Here is a 20,590-nt window from a genome sequence, read left to right on the forward strand (position 1 = left end):
CCCCCCAGCACCCACGACGTTATTCTGCATAGCAGCGAGGTTAGGGGGGAATTGTTAAAATGACAACTAGCGAAGACCAAATGCCAGACGTATCAGACGAACACATTGAACGCCTTAAAGAAAATATGGACAAGGTCGAGCAGCTCTCGAAGCGATTGATTGAGGTCATGGCTACTAAAAAGCCGCATACCCCCGCGCTGGATGGCCCGAATCAAGAGCTTTTCGCACGAGCAGCAACGGCATATTGGGCCGAAGCTTGGCAAAATCCCGCCAAACTGTTGGAACAGCAAATAGAATTCTGGGGAAAGTCTGTTCTGAACTTTGCCGAAGCGCAGCAGGCATTGACCCAAGGTGAATTGGAAGACGAAAACCCCGCCCCCGGAGACAAGCGTTTCTCGAACCCCCTATGGGAAACCAACCCCTATTTCCGTCTGATCCGACAGCAATACCAAACCAACGCGCAGGCCATCGCGCAAGCTGTCGCTTCGGTCGACGATCTGGATGCCAAGGACAAGCAGCGCTTGCAGTACTTTTCGCAGCAGATCATCGACATGATGGCCCCCACCAATTTTCTGGCAACAAACCCTGATGCCCTGCAAAAGGCGGTTGAGACCGAAGGCCAATCCTTGATTCAGGGATTGGAAAACCTTGTTTCCGACTTGGAGGCCAATGATGGCGAACTGGTTGTAAAGCTTGCGGATGAAAATGCGTTCGAGGTTGGCGGAAACCTGGCAACCACACCGGGAGACGTGGTGTTCCGCAACCGGATGATGGAGCTGATCCAATACAAGCCTGCAACGGAATCCGTGTACGAGACGCCGATCGTCCTGTTTCCGCCCTGGATCAACAAGTTCTATATTCTGGACCTGAAAGCGCAAAACAGCCTGATCAAATGGATCACCGATCAAGGCTACACCTTGTTCGTCGTCAGTTGGGTTAATCCAGACGAAAGTTATGCCGAAACCGGCATGGAAGATTACATTCAGGACGGCTTTTTGACGGCAATCGACGTCGCCAAGAAGATCTGCAAGGTCAAGCAAGTCAACGCGGTCGGCTATTGCATCGCGGGCACGACGCTCAGCCTCACCTTGTCGTTGTTGAAACAGCGCGGTGACAAGTCGGTCAAATCGGCCACGCTGTTTACGGCGTTGACGGATTTCTCTGATCAGGGTGAGTTCACGCCTTTCCTGCAGAACGACTTCATCGACGGTATTGAGGAAGAAGTGAACAAGGAAGGTGTCCTTCGCTCGTGGATCATGGCGCGTACCATGTCGTTCCTTCGGTCGCGCGACCTGGTCTATGGGCCGGCCATTCGCAGCTATATGATGGGAGAGGTGCCTCCGGCGTTTGATCTGCTGTACTGGAACGGCGATGGTGCGAACCTTCCTGCCAAAATGGCTGTGCAATATTTGCGTGGCCTGTGTCAGCGCAATGAGTTCGCAACAGACGGTTTTGAGTTGATGGGCCACAAGCTGACGTTAAGCGACGTGGATGTGCCCTTGATGGCCATTACCTGCGAGACCGATCATATCGCTGCCTGGAAAGACTGTTATCGCGGTGTCCAAAAGATGGGCTCGCGGTCGAAGACTTTCGTGGTTTCAGAGTCGGGCCATATCGCCGGTATTGTGAACCCGCCGAGCAAAAAGAAATATGGGCACTACACCAATCCGGACTTGAAAGCGGACTCTGATACTTGGCTGAAAGAAGCAGATTTTCACCAAGGATCGTGGTGGCCCATGTGGGACGCTTGGCTGAAGAAACGGTCGGGGAAACAGGTGCCAGCACGCGATGCAGGCGATTCGGGCCATCCAAGCCTTGCACCCGCTCCGGGGACCTATGTTTTGGCGAATCCAAACGCCTGATTTCATTTTGAAACTTAATTTTTTCTGCGCTGCAGCAAGAAAAAACTTGCAATGCTGCGGCGCAGCAATCATATTGTCCTCAAGCTGATGAAGCCCGGGGTGGGCCCGGACCGGCTAAAAGGATTAGGACAATGGCAAAGACCCAAGACTTTAGCGCGATCATGAAAGACATGATGGGCGCATTCCCGGTGGACACCACCGCAATGGAAGACGCATTCAAATCGACCGCTTCGCTGAACGAAAAGCTGTCGGGTGTTGCTCTGGAAGCTGCTGAGAAATCGGCTGAGATCTCGAACAAATGGACCAAAGAAACTCTGGCCAAACTGACCGAGATGTCGAAAGCAAAGGCAGAACCTGCTGATTACGCAAAAGCGGCAACCGATTTTGCAAGCGCGTCGGCTGAAGTTGCAGCTGAAAACCTGGCTGCTTTCGCTGAAATCGCGAAAAAAGTTCAGACCGAAACCGTCGAGCTGCTGATGGCTGCTGGTAAAGACGTTGCAGAAGAAGCAACTGCTGCTGTCAAAAAAGCAACCAACGACGTGACCACTGCTGCTAAGAAAGCCGCAGCGGCTAAGTAAGAACGTCCGCGAAGCGCACCCAATCCTCCCATGAGGTGCAATCGCGTTGGGCAGGTCGATTGACCTGCCCTTTCTTTTTGTGCTGCAGTCGCATAACCTGTGCTGCAACGCATCATCCTTGGGGAGGGTACCCGGTGTCGGACCAAGAAAAACCGCTGCTGATCAAGCGCTATGCCAGCCGTCGGCTGTATAACACCGAGACCAGCGATTACGTGACGCTCGAAGATATTGCGGGCTTTATCCGCGACGGGCGTGAGGTGCAGATCATTGACCTGAAAACCGGGGATGACCTGACGCGGCAGTATCTACTGCAAATCATTGCTGAACATGAAAGCCGGGGTGAGAATGTGCTGCCGGTGAACGTTCTCAACGATTTGGTCCGCAGCTATATGGTGCCGGGCGGGGGTATGATGCCGCAATTCCTGCAAAGCTCGTTCGAGATGCTGCGCGAAAGCCAAAGCAAGATGATGGAGAACATGAGCGCCATGAACCCGATGTCTCAGATGCCGGGTTTCGACGCGCTGCAAGCGCAGCAACAAGCGTTCTTGAAAGCCATGACCGGTGGCTTGTCCGGCGGATGGTCTGCGCCTGACGCGGAAGAGGAAAAGGCCGAGCCGAAAGAGGATCTGGATGATATCAAGAAACAGCTGGCAGAGCTTCAGCAGAAACTATCCAAGCTGAACTGATATCGAAAAGAAAAGGCCCGCAGCTAAGCGGGCCTGCTTTTTTAGGTGCCATAGACCGGCATCGGGCCGGTCACTTCACCCACCGAGGCCAAAATAACATCCGCGATCACATCCAGTTCCTCGCGCGTCAGTCGCACAGGCAGGCGGACGTCACAGGCTTTCATCAGCATGGCGCGGGTTTGCGGCAGTTCGAATGTTTCAGGAAGGAACTGCCAGTTCCAGAAGGCGCGGGCATTGTCCTCGCTCAGACCAAAGACCTGAACTTTTACGCCGCGTGCCTCGGATGCGGCGGCAAACGCACGAACCTCGGCCTCGTCCATCCCAACAAGATTGAACTGGATCGAGTCGGGTGCACGCCGTTCAGGTGCCAGCGGTGCGGGAACATCGATATAGGGTGAGGTGTTCAGGCGTTCGGCCACATAGTCGTGGTTCGCCAGACCGTCGCGCACACGGCGCGCAAGTTCCGGTATCTGAGGGCGGATTACTGCCGCGCTCAGATTGCTGAGACGCAGGTTATACAGGGGCAGTTTGTTCTGCCAACGGGCAAACGCCTGTTCCAGTTCAGGCGAGTTATCGCCGTGCGGGGTTTTGTGCTTCTTCCAGTTATGCTCATACGCGCCGGACATGATGACAGCGCGGGCCACCAGATCGGCATCGTCTGTGACCAGAATGCCGCCTTCGCCTGCGTTGATCATCTTGTAGGATTGGAACGAGAAACAACCGACCTTGCCGATCGTACCAATATTGCGGCCATGCCACGTGGTGCCCAGCGAATGCGCAGCGTCTTCGATCACTGGAATGCCGCGCGCGTCGCACAGCTCCATTATTGCGTCCATGTCGGATGTATGTCCGCGCATATGGCTGATGATCACGGCCTGTACGCCGTTCAGCTTGACTTCGAAATCGGCAATGTCGATGCGATAGTTTTCGCCCACTTCGCAGAGTACGGGGATGCAATCTGCGTGAACGACGGATGACGGCACTGCTGCGAAGGTAAAGCCTGGGATCAGAACGCGCGCGTCGCGGGGTAAATCCAGCGCCTTGAGCGACAGGAACAGCGCAGCCGAGCAGGACGATACAGCAAGCGCGTATTTCGAGCCCAGCAATTCCGCGAACTCAGCTTCCAGCAAGGCCACCGGGGCGTCTTGCGGTGCGGTATAGCGGAACAGATCGCCTGATTGCATCAAGGCGCCGATGGCTTCGCGGGCTGCTGCGGGGATGGGTTCGGCGTCATGGACGTTTGGTGGAAGCGTCATATTTGGATTTCCCGAATTCTATCTTTGGGAAAGGTAAAGGTAATCACATGGCAATCCAAGCCCTCAATCACAGGGTTGGCAAAAATTCACCAATCTGTCGTAATTTACGTGGATCAGATCCCAAGCCGGTCGCGCAGCGCGAACCAGGTCATCGCAAGCACCAACAGCGGGTTGCGCAGCGCAGGTCCGCCGGGGAAGGGCAGGGCAGGCACGCGCGCCATTGTGTCGAACCCTTCAGCCTGTCCTTGAATGGCCAATGCCATGAGCTGCCCGGCGTGGGTCGCGGTGCCGACACCATGACCGGAATAGCCCGAAGCGGACAGGATGTTCGGCGCGACGCGGGCCAAATAGGGCATCCGCCGCATGGTGATAGCCAGCGTTCCCCCCCAAGCATAGTCGATTTTGACGTCACGCAGGTGGGGGAAAATCTCGGCCATGGGTTTGCGAACCTTGGCGGCAATGTCCGAAGGGAAACGGTAGCCATAGCTTTCGCCGCCCCCAAACAACAGTCGACCATCCGCACTTAGGCGGAAGTAATTTACCACAAACTTGGTGTCCGCAACCGCGACATCCTGTGTCAAAACCCGCGCCGCATCGCTGCCCAAAGGTTCGGTGGCGGCAATGAAGTTGTTGATCGGCATGACCCGAGAGGCAACAGAGCGATTGAGGTCGCCCAGATAGCCGTTGCACGCCAGGATCACATGCTCGGCCCGAACAGTACCGTTAGAGGTACGGATCACCGCAGGCCGGGAGTCATCAATCCCTGTGACCTCGGTGCTTTCAAAAATCCGCACACCCGCTTTTGCCGCCGCGTGCGCCAACCCCAAGGCATAGTTCAAGGGATGCAGGTGCGCCGCGCCCATATCCAGATATCCGCCTTTGTAAGCTGGGGACGGGCAGAGCGCGCGGCCTGCGTTTTCGTCCAACAGCTCAATCTGATCATAGCCGTACCGGTCAGACAGGTGACCGGCATGGTCGTGCAGTTCTTTCTGCTCTGAGGTGCTTAGCCCCAAAACCGCGACGCCGGGTTTCAGGTCACATGCGATCTGGTTTTTGGTGATCAGAGACTTGACCAAATCCTTGGCGTCTTCGGCCAGACTCCACAGTTTGGCGGCATCTTCATCGCCAACAAGGCTTTCGAGATCCTCTTGATCCATCCGTTGTGCGCTGCCCAACTGACCACCGTTGCGGCCGGATGCGCCAAAGCCGACGCGGTGGGCCTCAAGCAATACGACGTCGAACCCGGCTTCGGCAAGATGCAATGCTGTGGACAGGCCGGTATAGCCACCACCAACAACACACACATCTGCTTTGACGTCTTCTGACAGTGCGGGGAAACGATCCGTCGGGTTTGACGTCGCAGCGTACCAACTGGCAGGGTATTCGCCCTTGCGGTCATTAGAATAAAGCAGGTTCACGGCGCGTCTCAGACGTTGACCAAAAGATGTTCGCGTTCCCACGGAGAGATGACCTGCAGGAATTCCTCGTACTCGGCCCGTTTTACAATGCCGTAGACGCGGGCGAATTCAGGTCCAAGGACCTCGTGCAGGGCAGTGGCCCCGTCAAACAGATCCAGCGCTTCCCCCATGATCTGAGGAATATCCCCTTCGCCTTCATAAGCGTCGCCATAGAATTGGCGGCGGGGGCGTTCCTGTTCGACCAGTCCCAGATAGCCGCAGGCCAGTGACAACGCGATGCCCAGATACGGGTTGCAGTCCATTCCGGCGATGCGGTTTTCGACACGGCGCGCCGCCGGGCTGGATAGGGGCACGCGGATACCGGTTGTACGGTTGTCGCGGGCCCATTCCAGATTGATCGGCGCGGCGTGGTCTTTCACATAGCGACGGTACGAATTCACATATGGTGCCATCACCGCCAGACCAGCAGGCAAGTGGTTCTGCAAGCCTGCGATGAAATGGTAAAACGCGTCCGTCTCACCGCCTTGCGGACCGGAGAAGATATTCTCACCCGTTTCCATGTCGATGATCGAATGGTGGATGTGCATGGCCGATCCGGGCTCTTCCTCGATCGGTTTGGCCATGAACGTCGCGAAACAGTTGTGGCGCAGCGCGGCTTCGCGGATCAGGCGTTTGAAATAGAACACCTCATCCGCCAGCTTGATCGGATTGCCGTGACGCAAGTTAATCTCCAACTGTCCGGCTCCGCCTTCCTGCGTGATGCCGTCGATCTCGAACCCCTGGTGTTCAGCGAAATCATAGATGTCGTCGATCACCGGGCCGAACTCGTCCACCGCAGTCATGGAATAGGCCTGTCGCGCCGCGGCTGGGCGACCAGAGCGCCCCATCATCGGCTTAATGCCCTGTGCCGGGTCGACATTGGGGGCGACCAAGAAAAACTCCATCTCGGGCGCGACAACAGGTTTCCAGCCCTTGTCGTGATAAAGCTGTACAACACGCTTCAGGACGTTACGCGGGCTGTACGGGATAGGGTTGTCCTCTCGGTCATAGGCGTCGTGGATCACCTGCAGCGTCCAGTCTCCGGTCCAGGGCGCGGCGGAGGTGGTCGAGAAATCGGGCTTGAGGATCATGTCCCGCTCGATAAAGCCATCTTCACCCGCCGCTTCACCCCAGCCACCAGTGATGGTCTGGTAGAATATGCTGTCGGGCAGGTGGAAATACGACTGCTTTGCAAACTTTGAGGCAGGCACCGCCTTGCCCCGCGCAATACCCGGCAGGTCCGAGATGATGCATTCAACCTCATCCAGCCTTTGCCCATGGAAATACGCTTTGGCAGCGTCCGGCAGTTTATCGGTCCAATCAGCCATCAGGCTCTCTCTTTCTTTAGAAACTCGGCCATCTGGCGCGCGATTCTGGCATTGTCATCGGGTGCAGTTTCACGGTTTGCGGCGGCTTGCATAAGGGTGTCGGGAACCACGCCTTTGCCTCGTGTTCGCATCAGGCCCGAAACGAAGCCGTTGGAAAACTCTGGATGCGCCTGAACGGTCCAGATTGTGTCCCCATAAGCCAGCATCGCGTTTTCACAGAATGCATTCCGTCCCAGAACACGCGCCTGTTCAGGAAGGTCTACAACCTGATCCTGATGCCAGGCATTCAGCCAGACCTTATCCCCGTTATAGTCGTATTCGGTGCGCCCTACGGCCCATCCGCCCGAGAATTTTTCGACCTTGCCGCCAAGGGCCTGCGCGATGATCTGGTGACCAAAACACACACCAATAAGGGGTTTGCCGCTTTGGTGGATCTCTCGGACCAGTGCTTCCAGTGGCGCAATCCAAGGCAGGTCTTCATAAGCGCCATGGCGCGAACCGGTGATGACCCAACCGTCTGCGTCATCAGCATCCTTCGGGAAAATGCCGTCCACCACAGCGAAGGTTTCGAAATCAAACCCGTGCCCATCAAGAAGTTTGGGAAACAGAGCATCGTAATCCCCGAATTCACCCTGCAGCACATCGGGGGTGTGGCCGGTTTGTAATATGCCGATTTTCATGTGTCACCAAATTTGATCAAATTCATACTAGCCGAGTCCATACAAGGCGGCAAGAGGGTCAAACCGCCTCAAGATAGCTCAGCCAGTGCGCCTCTGGTGGGATGCTCGAAAACCGTTTGACTTCCTGTCGTTTGGTCATGGCTAGATACCGGATCAGGTCGGCAGGGAACAGGCGTGCGATCATGGGGTCTGCTTCAAATCGGTCTATTGCCGTTGACCAGTCGGGCATTAGCTGCGGCAAGTCTGTCAGATCATAGGCATTTCCGGAAATCGGAGCAGGCGGTTGCAGCCCGTCTTCGATACCAACCAGTGCCGCCCCCAGAACCGCAGTCAGCATGAGGTAGGGGTTGATGTCCCCTCCTGCGACGCGGTGCTCGATACGGCGCGCGGATGGGTTTCCACCGGGAATACGAATGGCGGCAGTTCTGTTCTCGTAGGCCCAGCACGCCCCCGTCGGCGCATGAGCGCCCGGCACAAGCCGGGTGTAAGAGTTGCCGTGCGGCGCAAAGATCAGCGTACTTCCCGGCATGGCCGCAACACAGCCTGCAACGGCAGACTTCAGAGCCTGAGTGCCTTCTGATCCACCGTTGTCGAACACGTTGCGCCCGTCCTGATCCAGAACCGAGAAATGCACATGCATCCCGTTGCCTGCATCATCGGCATAGGGTTTCGACATGAAGGTGGCGGCAAATCCATGTTTGCGGGCCAACCCACGCGTCAAGGTCTTGAAAAGCCACGTATCGTCAGCGCATCGCATAGCGCCTTGGTGGTTCAGGTTGATCTCAAACTGGCCGACACCGCTTTCTGAGATAGCCGTCTGCGCAGGGATCCCCATATCAGCACAGCCGTCGTACAGGTCGGTGAAAAATTCTTCGAACGCGTCCATTTCAGTAACCGACAGAACGGCTTCGTCCGACATACGACGTCCGGTAATTGGGTTTATCGGAGGTTGCGGTTGCGGGCCAGAGGCGTCCACCAGAGTAAACTCCAGCTCGGTTGCTGCCATGACCGACCAGCCGCGTTGCGCATAACGGTCCAGCGTGGCTGACAACGCGTGGCGTGGATCTCCGGCAAATGGAACACCTTCATCATCATAAAGGCTCATTGGCACTAGGGCTGTTTCACTCTCAAGCCATGGTACAGGGACTGCGCCGCGTTCGGTCGGACGCAACACGCCATCAGCATCACCGGTTTCAAAGACAAGCGGGCTGCCGTCGATGTCGGCGCCCCATAGATCGACATTCAATGCTGAAAACGGCATTCGAACTGCGCCTTTGTCCAATTTGTCCGCATAGGCAGGGGGAACGCGCTTGCCACGCATCTGGCCATTCAAGTCACATGCGGCAACGCGAAAATTGTGCAGGGCGCTCAGGTCCATTGGGGGCTCCGTCGGTGCTGGTTCCCCGTGATGTACTTCAATGAACCTGTTTTGTCACCAAATTTGATCAAATTTTAGATCAGGAGACCAAGGCCAAGCCCCGCGCTGGTGTGACCCGGCGCGGGGCAAAGCTATTTATGCAAAACTAACGCCGTTCTCTTCCATCGGCAGTTGCGCAACAAGAAGACCCGACATGGCGTGGATCGCGTTGGCCAGCGCCGGCGCCGAAGGCGGAGTGCCGGGTTCTCCAACACCGGTCGGTGCCTCGGCGGACGGCATGATATGCACGTCGATCGCGGCAATATCGCCAATGCGAAGCGGTTCATAGTCAGGGAAATTATACTGATCTACCGCTCCGCTGGTCAGTGTGATCTGGTCGCGCATCACATGGCCAATGCCGTATCCAATGCCACCTTCCATCTGGGCGCGCACAGTATCGGGGTTCACGGCAATGCCACAATCCACGGCGCAAGTGACCTTTTCGATCTTGATGCCGCTTTCCGGATCGCCCGAAATCTCGACCACTTCAGCTGCGTAAGACCCAAAAGACTTGTGAACCGCAACACCTAATGCCCGGCCCTCACGAGGGGTTCCCCAGCCAGCCTTTTCCGCAGCCAGCTTCAACACGGCCGCCTTGCGCTGCTGGTCAGGATTGCTGCTGTCGGACAAATGAGCCAAGCGGAACTCTACCGGATCGCGTCCCGCGCTCTGAGCGGCAAGATCCATCATGGTTTCCATGACATAGGCCGTGTGGGTGTGCCCCACAGACCGCCACCACAGAAGCGAGGTTGCTTTTGGTGTGTCCGTTAACCCCAAGGCCATACCGGGAATTGCATAAGGGCTGTCCGCGATACCTTCGATCGAGCTGTGATCAATGCCGTCATGAACCAATACCGCTTCGAAGGGTGTACCTTTCATGATGGACTGGCCTGCGACCTGGTGCTGCCATCCGACGATGTCGCCTTGACCGTCCAGTCCAATCCGAACCTTGTGGCCGAACGCCGGGCGGTAATAGCCGCTGCGGATATCATCTTCACGTGTCCAAACCAGCTTCACCGGGCGGGTGCGATCTGTGAGCACAAAGGCCAACGCCGCCTCGACCTGATAATCTGCGTCCGGTGTTGCGCGGCGCCCAAAAGAACCACCGGCCAACAGGGTGTTGATCTGGATTTTCTCGGGCGGCAATTCAAAGACTGCGGCCAGGGCGAAATGTACGATGGTAGGAATCTGCGCCGCGTCGTGCAGCACAATCGTACCGTCCTCTGCCTGTTCGATGGTGCAGTTCATCGGTTCCATCGGTGCATGTGCCAGCAGCGGGAAGTAGAACGTTTTCTCCAGAACTGTGTCGGCACCGTCGATCTTTGCTGCAACTTCGGTCGCGTCCGCCCCGTTGACGTTGTACTGAGGCGCAGCGTCCAAAGCGGCGCGGATCTCTTCCTCAATTTGCTGAGAACTGCGGGTTTCGGCAGCGGAAACATCCCATTCAACCTCAAGCGCTTCACGCGCCTGAATAGCCGCCCATGTGTTTTCGGCATAGACAGCCACACCGGCCTGGTTCGGCAGGGTCGCTGCGTTGATGAAACCTTTGACTTGCTGTGACCCGCTGTCGTCAAAACTCTTGACCGTTCCACCGCGAGCGTCTGGACGTTTGATCATCGCAACCATTTGGTTGGGCAGGTGCAGGTCCATGCCGTAAATGGCCTGGCCATTGCCTTTGATCGCCGAATCCTTACGGCGCACGGCTTCGTTGCCGATCAGGCGAAACTCTGACGGGTCTTTAAGCTGCGGTTCGGCTGGCGCTTCGAGTTGTGCAGCAGCAGCAACAAATTCAGCAATCGGTGCCGACTTGTCGCCTGCTTTGACGATGCCCTCTTCGATGGTCACACCCGATGCATCCACGCCCCAAGCCTGAGCGGCGGCGTTGATCAGCATTTCGCGCGCTGCGGCTCCGGCCTGACGGTATTGTTGCCAAGAGTTTGCCATGGCGGTCGACCCGCCGGTGCCTTGTGCCTGACCGAACGCGAGGTTGGCGTAGACATGTGCATTGGACGGGGCAAATTCATACGCGATTTGGTCCATGCGCAGGCCGATTTCCTCGGCAATCAAAGTGGGCAGGCCGGTCGCTGGTCCTTGGCCCATCTCAAAGTGCTTTACGATAGCTGTTACTGTGCCATCGGCGTCAATTTTCACGAACGGATTGAACTGAGCGCTTTCCGTTGTTGTGGCAGCAAGCGAGCCATCAGGACGAGCGCCAACCAGCAGGACGGCACCAGCAGCGGCAGCACCTTTCAGAAATCCACGGCGGGAAGTGTTGATGGTCATGAATCAGGCCTCCAGGATTTCAGACGCGCGCTGGATACCGGCGCGGATGCGTTGATAGGTGGCGCAGCGGCACGCGTTGCCAGCCATGTAATCGTCGATCTCTTCGACCGACGGTTTGGGGTTTTCCGAAAGCAGCCCCACCGCTGACATCACCTGACCCGATTGGCAATAGCCGCATTGAACCACATCCAGCTCGACCCATGCCTGTTGAACAGCAGCACCGATCTTGTCGTCGCCAACCGCTTCGATTGTGGTTATTTCGGCGTCTTCGACGTCTTCGATGTAAGTCTGGCACGAGCGGACAGGCTCGCCATTCAAATGCACGGTACACGCGCCGCACGACGCAACGCCACATCCGAATTTGGTTCCGGTCAGCTTCAACTCGTCCCGGATCACCCACAGCAAGGGCGTGCCGGGTTCGGCATCAACCTCATGGGTCTTGCCGTTTAGTTTCAAAGTTAATGACATTGGGGACTCTCCTGTTCGGGCTGGTTTCCAGAGTGGTAAACTGGCGGGTTTACTAGTGGCACAGATTTACGCCCTTGTAAACTCTTGCGTTTACCTAGGGTTTGACCGCTCCCCGTCAATGGGTCTATAGCTCTGATATGAACGAATGCAGCACACCGAATGCGTCCAAATACGCACAGATCATCGAAGCTGCTGTGGCCGAATTCCAGGAAAAGGGTTTTGCTGCGGCCAGTATGGATCGAATTTCAGCTCGGGCAGAAGTGTCCAAGCGTACGCTGTATAAGTATTTCGAAAGTAAGGACAATTTGTTTCGCTCTATTGTTGTTGAGCTATCCAGCCGTTTTGCCGAAGTTCTGGAAATCCGGTATGAAAAAGGCCGCGATATTCGCGAGCAATTGACTGAACTGGCCTGGGCCGAGGGACGGATTCTGATGCATCCCGACGTGATCGCCATGGCGCGGATGGTGGTCAGCGAAACTTTGCGCAACCCCGAACTTGCGGCGAAGGTCCAAGGGAAACTGGACAAGACGCAGACCTTTATTGCGATGTTAAAAGATGCAGCCGAGGACGGGCAGTTGCAGGTCGATGATCCCGAACGCGCGGGGATCGAGTTTGTCGGTCTGATTAAGGCGCGTGCTTTTTGGCCGCTGATGTTCACGGGTGGAACGCTTAGCGAATCGGAAATGGCGCAAACGATCGAAAACAGTGTTGAGATGATGATCAGCAGATACGGCGTTTCTTCTGCTTCAAGCGGTGATTGATCTGACGCTTTTTTACGAGGGCAGGGGAATCTGCTCGCAATTCTGTTTTTCGCATAACACTGCCCACTATGAAGGCTTGTGTTGCGATACGGGGTTTCAACCCAATGTATCTGCTATAAAGTCCTGCGCCAGCAGCGATGCAGCTATAGGTTTTCCAGCAGTTTAAGGCATTTTCGAGCGATAGGGTTTTGTTGGCCGTAGCGGGTCAGCCTAGCGTAAATGATGGTCTCTCTTGAATACCAGTCATCGGGCATTTCAACCAGATCGCCACGGTCCAGATAGGCATCGACAAAGCTACGCCACCCAAGGCCGAGCCCTTCACCAGAAGCGGCGGCTTCCAATAAGTAGACATAGCTATCGAACTCTTCTGAAATCGGCCAGTTGGCATAGCCGGGATGCGCGCTTTGCCAGTCGGACCAGTCCATCCAGCCATAGTTTTCCTTTTGAAGCTTCAAAAGCGGTGGCGGATCGCATTTGCCCTGCAAAGCGTCTATTGCTCTGGCAACGTTCTCGGGCGTTCCAACGGGCTTAATTTCTTCCTTACAGACGACGACATGTTCGTGCTCGGGCGGTGAAGAGGAGTATTCAAAAACGATATCACCGCCTGTCTCAACAGCAGCCTGAACCAGATTGTACGCCGATGTCATAAAACGTAGCTCGACATTGCGACCCAACGCCTGCCGGAGTTTTCCGAAGCGTGGCATGAGCAACAGATGCGACACCGAATGCGAACACACCAGTGTGACCCGATTTTCGACGCGCTCAAGATCCCGAACCGCGTTTTGTAATGCGTCAAATCCCTGAACAACTCCGGCATAGAACAAGCTTCCTTTAGCCGTCAGGCAAATCGGTGTTCTGTCCCGATGAAAAAGATCCGCCCCAAAACGAATTTCCAGATTGCGGATGTGACGGCTGATTGCAGGCTGAGAGGTATTAAGTTCTTCGGCTGCTCGCGCAAACCCCTGTAACCGCGCCACCGCCTCAAACGCAATCAGAGAACTTGTTGATGGCAGGTTATACATACGGGACGTCATATCAATTTCGATATGATTAGAGGCACAAAAAAGCAATAGGAAAATTAGGCGAAACAGGTCTAACTCTCGGCTAGAATTCTCCAATGGAAAAGAAGAGCGATGAACACCTACGTAAAGCCGCCCAAGTGGGAAAACCCCAAGGTTAAACTGTTCCCGCATCAGGTGGGCTTCACTTGCCCTCCGCATGACTTTGATGCAGCCCCGTCGGACTTCCTGCGCATGGCTCCGCGCAGTGTGGGCGTTCACGGGCGTATGCTTCACGTGCCGGACTACGCCCATCGCCTTGATCAGCGTAAAAAGAACTTTGGCCTGCTGGAAGAATACATGGAATGTATGGCCAACAACGGCGCTGACGTCTGCGGGCAAGTCGGTTCGAACTGGGTGCACGCCAGTGGTCTGGGTGTTGAGGGCATCCGCCAACATATCGAAATGCTGAGCGACAAGTACGAAACGCCGTTTCACATGTCTGGTTATTCGATGGTCGAGGCGCTGCGGGATCAGAATGTCGAAAAGGTTGCGCTCAACGCCTGCTATCACAGGGACACATGGTATCAAGGAACTGTAGGATTTCTGAAAGAAGCCGGGTTCGACGTGGTCTGGGCCGGCAACTTCTTTGATCAGGGTTGGTTCGACAGCCAAGAGGCGGTCGATGATTGCATTTGGTGTTTTGACGAAGAACTGATTTACAAGTCCTTCGATTATACCGCCGACAAAGCCCCCAATGTGGATGCCTATCTGATCAACGGGATGAGCAATTACCGCCGTCCGTCTGACGGAATTGCGCAACGTCCGGTTCACTATGAGGTCGAGTTGGAAGAACGCCTCGGCAAGCCGGTCATCGGCCATGACACTGCGCTCTACTGGCGCATCTTCAAAACCCTGGGCCTGGCCCCGGAAACCCAGCAGGGCAGCCTGCTCTCCTCACTGAAAGACTGAAGCGAATGCACAAGATTGTAGCTCTTTGGGCGATACCCCGCTCTACCTCGACCGCGTTTGAATGGATGATGCGCCAGCGTGGCGATCTGGATTGCCTGCACGAACCTTTCGGCGAAGCCTGGTACCAAGGTGAAGACCCAATGTGGCCGCGCTACAAAGAGGGTGAGGTCACGACCCCCGGCCTCACTCTGGAAAGCGTATGGGCGGATATCAAAGCGCGTGCCGAAAAAGGCCCGGTCTTCATCAAAGACTTCCCGCATTATATCAACCACATGTGGGATCCTGAGTTTCTGTCGTATTTCACCCATGCGTTCCTGATCCGCGACCCGGCCAAGACGATTTCGTCCATGTACAACAAATGGCCGGATTTCGATGAGCTGGAGGTTGGTTTCCCCGAGCAGCACGCGCTGTTCGACCTGCTGACGGCGCTGAACGGTGGCAAGACCCCCCCGGTTGTCGACAGCGACGACTTGCTGGAAAACCCCCATGACATGACCAAGGCGTTCTGCGACTCCGTTGGCATTCCCTTCATCCCAGAGGCGCTGACCTGGGAAGCGGGCGGGGACCCGTCCGAGCACAGTTGGTGGGATGGCGGCTCGTTCCACGCCAATCTGGCGCAATCCACCGGCCTGACGCCGCAAAAACGTAAATATATCGAAGTGGCAGATGCTCCGGAACGTGTGCGTCGCGTCCATCGTCGGATGAAGCCCCACTACGATCACCTCTATAAGCATCGCATCCGGGTGTCGGAAACCGTTTGAAAGTCTTTGGAAAATGAACAAGCAAGTGAAAACTGAGGCGGCTCCGCGCCCTGCAAAAGTCATGCCCTATGGCCCGATCCCCGAGCTTTATGTGTCGTATGACTCGGCTGCGAAACTGAAGGTTGAGGCGGCGGATCTGACCAGCCATGACCTGAGCCCACGCCAGATCTGCGATCTGGAACTGCTGATGAATGGCGGGTTCAACCCTCTGAAGGGCTTCCTGACCGAGGCCGACTATGACGGCGTGGTGGAGAATATGCGCCTGGCCGATGGCACGCTCTGGCCAATGCCGATCACGCTGGATGTCAGCGAAGACTTTGCCGACAGCATCCAACTGGGCCAGGACATCGCCCTGCGCGATCAGGAAGGCGTGATCCTTGCCACCATGACCGTGACCGACCGCTGGACGCCGGACAAGGCGCGCGAGGCCGAGAAGGTGTTCGGCGCGGACGACGACGCGCACCCGGCAGTCAACTACTTGCACAACGTGGCTGGCAAGGTCTATCTCGGCGGTCCGGTGACAGGCATCCAGCCTCCGGTGCATTACGACTTTAAAGCACGTCGTGACACGCCAAACGAGCTGCGCGCTTATTTTCGTAAAGTTGGCTGGCAAAAGGTCGTCGCCTTCCAAACCCGCAACCCGCTGCACCGCGCGCATCAGGAACTGACCTTCCGCGCCGCGAAGGAAGCACAGGCCAACCTGCTGATCCACCCTGTGGTCGGCATGACCAAACCGGGCGATGTGGATCACTTCACCCGCGTGCGGTGTTATGAGGCCGTTCTGGACAAATACCCGGCATCCACCACCTCAATGTCGCTGTTGAACCTGGCGATGCGCATGGCTGGCCCGCGAGAGGCGGTCTGGCACGGGTTGATCCGCGCCAACCACGGCTGCACGCACTTCATCGTCGGGCGCGACCATGCCGGTCCGGGGAAGAACAGCCAAGGCGAGGACTTTTACGGGCCGTACGACGCGCAAGATATGTATCGCACGCATCAGAGCGAGATCGGCTGTGAAATGGTCGATTTCAAGCACATGGTTTACGTGCAGGAACGCGCGCAATACGAGCCAAATGACGAAATCAAAGACAAGGACAAGGTGACGATCCTGAACATCAGCGGCACCGAACTGCGCCGCCGTCTGGCCGAAGGTCTGGAGATTCCTGAATGGTTCAGCTTCCCCGAAGTGGTTGCGGAACTGCGCAAAACCAAACCGCCGCGAGCCGAGCAGGGCTTTACCGTGTTCTTCACCGGTTTTTCAGGCTCGGGCAAATCAACCATCGCCAACGCGCTGATGGTCAAGCTGATGGAGATGGGCGGCCGCCCGGTGACACTGCTGGATGGGGATCTGGTCCGCAAGAACCTCAGCTCGGAACTGGGTTTCTCGAAAGAGCACCGCGACCTGAACATCCGCCGCATCGGCTATGTGGCGTCCGAGATCACCAAGAACGGTGGCATCGCCATCTGTGCACCAATCGCCCCTTATGCCACCACCCGCCGGGCCGTGCGTGAGGACATCGAAGCTTTTGGTGCGTTTGTCGAGATCCATGTGGCCACCAGCATCGAGGAATGCGAACGCCGTGACCGCAAGGGTCTGTACAAGCTGGCGCGCGAGGGCAAGATCAAGGAATTCACCGGAATCTCAGATCCTTATGACGTGCCGGAGAACCCGGAATTGCGCATCGAGACTCAGGGCACAGATGTGGACAACTGCGCCCATCAGGTGATCCTGAAGCTGGAACAGATGGGCCTGATCTCGGGCAGCTGGTGAGAGGACAGGCGATGGATCTGGATGTATTGAAGGCCGCTTTGGTTCCAGTTGCCCGCGAAGCGGGGACGAAGATCATGGAGGTCTATCAGAAACCCGCCGAGGCTGAATACAAGGGCGATGGCTCTCCGGTCACCGAGGCGGACGCGGCGGCAGAGGCGATCATACTCCCAGCGCTTCACGCCGCCGCCCCGGACATCACCGTGATCTCGGAAGAAAACGCGGCCAGCCATGCGCTGACCGCCCCCGAGACGTTTTTCCTGGTCGATCCGCTTGACGGCACCAAAGAGTTCCTCAAACGCGATGGCAAGGGCAGCTTCACGGTGAATATTGCGCTGATCGAAAAGGGCCGTCCGGTGTTTGGCGTTGTGTATGCTCCGGCGCTGGATCGTATGTTTGTTGGTATAGTCGGACACGAGGCCGAGGAAACCAGTGGCGGAGTGACGCGTAAAATCAGTGTGCGTAACGTGCCGGAAAGCGGAGCCGTTGCAGTGGCCAGCGCCTCGCACCGGGATGCCGATACCGACGCCTGGCTGAGCGATCATGGGATCGACCAGACTACCTCGATCGGATCGTCGCTCAAGTTCTGTCTGGTGGCAGCGGGTGAAGCGGACGTCTATCCCCGCTTCGGGCCGACGATGGAATGGGATACGGGCGCTGGTCACGCGGTTCTGGCCGCCGCAGGCGGACGTGTCACCAATCCAGACAAAACCTATTTCACATTCGGTAAAACGGACTACCGCAATGGCCCGTTCGTGGCTTGGGGTGGGCTTGAATGACAAACACCGACCCGAACACACGTTTCGACAAGATCCTGAAGGACGGTTTGTGCATCGGCTGCGGTCTGTGCCAATCCGTGCTCGGGTCAGAAAAACTGCAAATGGAGAAGGCGCAGGATGGTGAACTGCGCCCCAAGATCCAAGGGGAGCTGTCCAACGCGGATGTCGACCTTGTGTACGACATTTGCCCCGGAACGCGCTGTGAGGCTATTCCACCCGAAGACGCAAAGGCAGCACCGCACCATGATCTGGTCTGGGGACCATATCACAGCCTGTCGCTTGCTTGGGCGTCCGAGGCCAACACCAGGTATGAAGGCTCAACAGCCGGTGTGTTAACCGCGCTGGCGCAATACCTCCTGCACTCGGGTCGGGTTTCGTTCATCCTGCATGTCAAAGCCTCGGAAGACGAGCCGACCTTTGGTATGGCGACGATTTCCACAACCGTGGAAGAGGTGCTGGGCGGGGCAGGGTCTCGGTATGGCCCAACAGCGCCGCTGATCGGGTTAGGGGCTGCATTGGACCGTGAAGAGCCTTTTGCTGTTGTGGCAAAGCCCTGTGATCTGAACGCGATCCGCAATCTCGCGCACAAGGACGCGCGTGTGAACCGGCTGATCAAATACATGATGGCGATGGTCTGTGGCGGTTTCATGCCGGATCAGGCGATGGGTCGGTTTCTAGCCGACAACGGAATTGAGCGCGCGCAGGTGACCGGGCTGCGCTATCGCGGGCGCGGGTGTCCTGGGCCGACGACGATCAAGACCGCAGATGGCGACACGCGCGATTTCCACTATCTCGATTTCTGGGGTGAGGATGAAAGTTGTTGGTCACTGCCGTTTAGGTGCAAGGTTTGCCCGGATGGTATTGGTGAGGCCGCAGACATTGCCGCCGCCGATACATGGCCCGTTGCCACACCGGATCGCGAAGTTTCAAAAACCGATCCCGGCACCAATTCCATCATCACTCGAAGCGTTCGGGGTGAAGCGCTGTTGCAGGCTGCAATTGCTGATGGGTTTCTGACCGCTGGGGGAGAGGTCGACATCGACTACATGAACAAAACCCAACCTCATCAGGTCACCAAAAAGCGATCCATGTATGCCCGGTTCAAAGGCATGAAACGCGCGGGTCAACTTGTTCCGGCGACGTACGGTTTGAGACTTGAAGAGCTTTCCGATCAAAACTCTGCTGCAGAAAATTCAAAACAAGAACAAGGGGCATTTGAACGCGCCCGAAGACTAAGTGGCACCGAATAAAGAGCTTTGCCCACACAGTTCCTGTGGGCAAAGGCTTACGGATTGACTTGATCGAACCCGAAACACCATAGCAGTTTGGTGGCGGTTCAAGATACGTCTCAAAAGCAAGGCCAATTACAAGGCCCGGTGCTGAGCAGCTATCCGTCTGCTGTTCGCGCCTTCTGGATGTGCTACACCCCAAGGACACTCGAATCGAGATCCTTGGACAATTTGCGGAAACACAGCAAAAACCAAGGAGCTTGTACACAAAGAAGTTCAAAGCTGTGTGGAGCTAGCGCTTTGAAAAATAACGCACAAAAAGCAGCGCGTTTAAGCGTGGCACCTATGATGGACTGGACCGATCGACATTGTCGGTTTTTTCATCGTCTGCTCAGCGCCGAGACTTTGCTGTATACCGAGATGGTGACGGCCCCGGCACTTGTGCGGGGTGGGGCGATGCATCTGCTAGAGTATTCCCAAGACGAACATCCCGTGGCTTTGCAATTGGGCGGGTCAGACCCGGAAGAGCTGGCGCAAGCGGCGCGGCTGGGGGCCGAGGCTGGGTATGATGAGATCAACCTCAATTGCGGTTGCCCGTCGGACCGGGTGCAATCGGGCACCTTTGGCGCGGTTCTGATGAAGGATCCCGGTCGTGTTGCCGATTGCGTATCCGCTATGCGCGCGGCGGTGGATGTAGACGTGACCGTCAAATGCCGCATCGGTGTGGACGACCAAAACCCCGAGGAGGTTTTGCCTGCGTTTTTGGACCAGATCCGCAGTGCGGGGTGCCAAAGAGTGACTATTCACGCGCGTAAGGCCTGGTTGCAAGGGCTCAGCCCCAAAGAAAACCGGGACATTCCGCCTTTGGATTACGATCTGGTGCATCGGATGAAGGCGGCGTTTCCCGACCTTCATATCTCAATCAACGGTGGCATCACATCACTGAACGAGGTGAAGGTTCATTTGGACGCAGGTCTGGACGGGGTGATGATCGGACGTGCCGCCTATCACCAACCAGGAGACATCCTGTCTGAGGCCGACCCGCGTATCTTTGGCGTTGGAGACGCGCGAGATCCGATTGCGATCGTTCAACAAATGGTGCCCTATGTCGATCAGCACCTTGCCAAAGGTGGACGCTTGCACCAGATCACGCGACATATGCTCGGTCTTTTTGCCGGTCGCCCCGGCGCCCGCGCGTGGCGGCGCGCCTTGTCCGAAGGGGCCGTTCACAAAGGGGCCGGGCCAGAAGTGATGTTGCAGGCGCTGAACCACGTTGCGCCGATGGCAGAGGCGTAACAGGCAGGGGG

18 protein-coding genes are annotated in these 20,590 nt (G+C 56.7%); 10 read left to right on the plus strand and 8 right to left on the minus strand.

Annotated elements, in window-relative coordinates; genetic code table 11:
• The first annotated feature begins 59 nt into the window (after positions 1-59).
• The 3 genes from ACXADZ_RS06215 (at position 60) to phaR (ending at position 3,126) form a co-directional block, all read left to right on the plus strand.
• On the plus strand, positions 60-1,862 hold the full coding sequence (locus ACXADZ_RS06215) for a PHA/PHB synthase family protein (RefSeq protein ID WP_475193790.1): 1,803 nt from the start codon (positions 60-62) through the stop codon (positions 1,860-1,862).
• Positions 1,863-1,993: 131 nt separating this feature from the next.
• Positions 1,994-2,440 (plus strand): phasin family protein, encoded by a 447-nt coding sequence (locus ACXADZ_RS06220; RefSeq protein WP_475193792.1) that lies wholly within the window; start codon positions 1,994-1,996, stop codon positions 2,438-2,440.
• Between the two features lie 134 nt (positions 2,441-2,574).
• Positions 2,575-3,126 (plus strand): polyhydroxyalkanoate synthesis repressor PhaR, encoded by a 552-nt coding sequence (phaR, locus tag ACXADZ_RS06225; protein ID WP_171185965.1) that lies wholly within the window; start codon positions 2,575-2,577, stop codon positions 3,124-3,126.
• Between the two features lie 41 nt (positions 3,127-3,167).
• Here phaR and ACXADZ_RS06230 read toward each other — a convergent pair whose 3' ends face one another.
• The 7 genes from ACXADZ_RS06230 to ACXADZ_RS06260 all read right to left on the minus strand — a co-directional run bounded on the left by ACXADZ_RS06230 (position 3,168) and on the right by ACXADZ_RS06260 (position 12,015).
• Positions 3,168-4,382, minus strand: a complete 1,215-nt coding sequence (locus ACXADZ_RS06230; protein ID WP_475193795.1) for a DegT/DnrJ/EryC1/StrS family aminotransferase — start codon at positions 4,380-4,382, stop codon at positions 3,168-3,170.
• A gap of 113 nt (positions 4,383-4,495) precedes the next feature.
• Positions 4,496-5,800: an NAD(P)/FAD-dependent oxidoreductase gene (locus ACXADZ_RS06235; RefSeq protein WP_475193796.1), complete on the minus strand. Its 1,305-nt coding sequence runs from the start codon at positions 5,798-5,800 to the stop codon at positions 4,496-4,498.
• A gap of 8 nt (positions 5,801-5,808) precedes the next feature.
• Positions 5,809-7,167 carry a glutamine synthetase family protein gene (locus ACXADZ_RS06240; RefSeq protein WP_171090858.1) on the minus strand — a complete coding sequence of 453 codons (1,359 nt, stop codon included), beginning with the start codon at positions 7,165-7,167 and terminating at the stop codon, positions 5,809-5,811.
• The gene (locus ACXADZ_RS06245; protein WP_171090856.1) at positions 7,167-7,847 is read right to left on the minus strand and encodes a type 1 glutamine amidotransferase; all 681 of its coding nucleotides are present in this window, start codon (positions 7,845-7,847) and stop codon (positions 7,167-7,169) included. The genes ACXADZ_RS06240 and ACXADZ_RS06245 overlap by 1 nt, the downstream gene beginning before the upstream one ends.
• A gap of 58 nt (positions 7,848-7,905) precedes the next feature.
• Complete coding sequence (locus ACXADZ_RS06250; RefSeq protein ID WP_475193799.1) at positions 7,906-9,225, minus strand: glutamine synthetase family protein; 1,320 nt, start codon at positions 9,223-9,225, stop codon at positions 7,906-7,908.
• Positions 9,226-9,360: 135 nt separating this feature from the next.
• On the minus strand, positions 9,361-11,547 hold the full coding sequence (locus ACXADZ_RS06255; protein ID WP_475193801.1) for a xanthine dehydrogenase family protein molybdopterin-binding subunit: 2,187 nt from the start codon (positions 11,545-11,547) through the stop codon (positions 9,361-9,363).
• A gap of 3 nt (positions 11,548-11,550) precedes the next feature.
• Complete coding sequence (locus ACXADZ_RS06260) at positions 11,551-12,015, minus strand: (2Fe-2S)-binding protein (RefSeq protein WP_171668556.1); 465 nt, start codon at positions 12,013-12,015, stop codon at positions 11,551-11,553.
• A 137-nt stretch (positions 12,016-12,152) separates the two neighbouring features.
• On the opposite strand from ACXADZ_RS06260, the gene ACXADZ_RS06265 reads away from it, so the two are divergent.
• Positions 12,153-12,776, plus strand: coding sequence for a TetR/AcrR family transcriptional regulator (locus tag ACXADZ_RS06265; protein WP_171668555.1), 624 nt, complete (start codon positions 12,153-12,155; stop codon positions 12,774-12,776).
• A 143-nt stretch (positions 12,777-12,919) separates the two neighbouring features.
• Here the strand turns inward: ACXADZ_RS06265 and ACXADZ_RS06270 are convergent, their stop codons facing one another.
• Complete coding sequence (locus tag ACXADZ_RS06270) at positions 12,920-13,798, minus strand: LysR family transcriptional regulator (RefSeq protein WP_475193805.1); 879 nt, start codon at positions 13,796-13,798, stop codon at positions 12,920-12,922.
• A gap of 111 nt (positions 13,799-13,909) precedes the next feature.
• Between ACXADZ_RS06270 and ACXADZ_RS06275 the strand changes: the two genes are divergently transcribed.
• The 6 genes from ACXADZ_RS06275 (at position 13,910) to dusA (ending at position 20,579) form a co-directional block, all read left to right on the plus strand.
• Complete coding sequence (locus ACXADZ_RS06275; RefSeq protein WP_171090845.1) at positions 13,910-14,746, plus strand: hypothetical protein; 837 nt, start codon at positions 13,910-13,912, stop codon at positions 14,744-14,746.
• Positions 14,747-14,751: 5 nt separating this feature from the next.
• On the plus strand, positions 14,752-15,507 hold the full coding sequence (locus ACXADZ_RS06280) for a sulfotransferase-like domain-containing protein (RefSeq protein WP_475193811.1): 756 nt from the start codon (positions 14,752-14,754) through the stop codon (positions 15,505-15,507).
• 13 nt (positions 15,508-15,520) lie between these two features.
• Positions 15,521-17,278: a bifunctional sulfate adenylyltransferase/adenylylsulfate kinase gene (locus tag ACXADZ_RS06285; RefSeq protein ID WP_475193815.1), complete on the plus strand. Its 1,758-nt coding sequence runs from the start codon at positions 15,521-15,523 to the stop codon at positions 17,276-17,278.
• An 11-nt stretch (positions 17,279-17,289) separates the two neighbouring features.
• Positions 17,290-18,054, plus strand: a complete 765-nt coding sequence (gene cysQ, locus ACXADZ_RS06290) for a 3'(2'),5'-bisphosphate nucleotidase CysQ (protein WP_475193820.1) — start codon at positions 17,290-17,292, stop codon at positions 18,052-18,054.
• The gene (locus ACXADZ_RS06295) at positions 18,051-19,304 is read left to right on the plus strand and encodes a Coenzyme F420 hydrogenase/dehydrogenase, beta subunit C-terminal domain (RefSeq protein WP_475193823.1); all 1,254 of its coding nucleotides are present in this window, start codon (positions 18,051-18,053) and stop codon (positions 19,302-19,304) included. Before cysQ ends, ACXADZ_RS06295 begins: the two co-directional genes overlap by 4 nt.
• 279 nt (positions 19,305-19,583) lie before the next feature.
• Entirely contained in the window at positions 19,584-20,579 is a 996-nt protein-coding gene (dusA, locus tag ACXADZ_RS06300) for a tRNA dihydrouridine(20/20a) synthase DusA (protein ID WP_475193824.1), read from the plus strand.
• The last annotated feature ends 11 nt before the right edge of the window (positions 20,580-20,590 follow it).

Source organism: Ruegeria sp. ABM4_193, assembly GCF_056158705.1.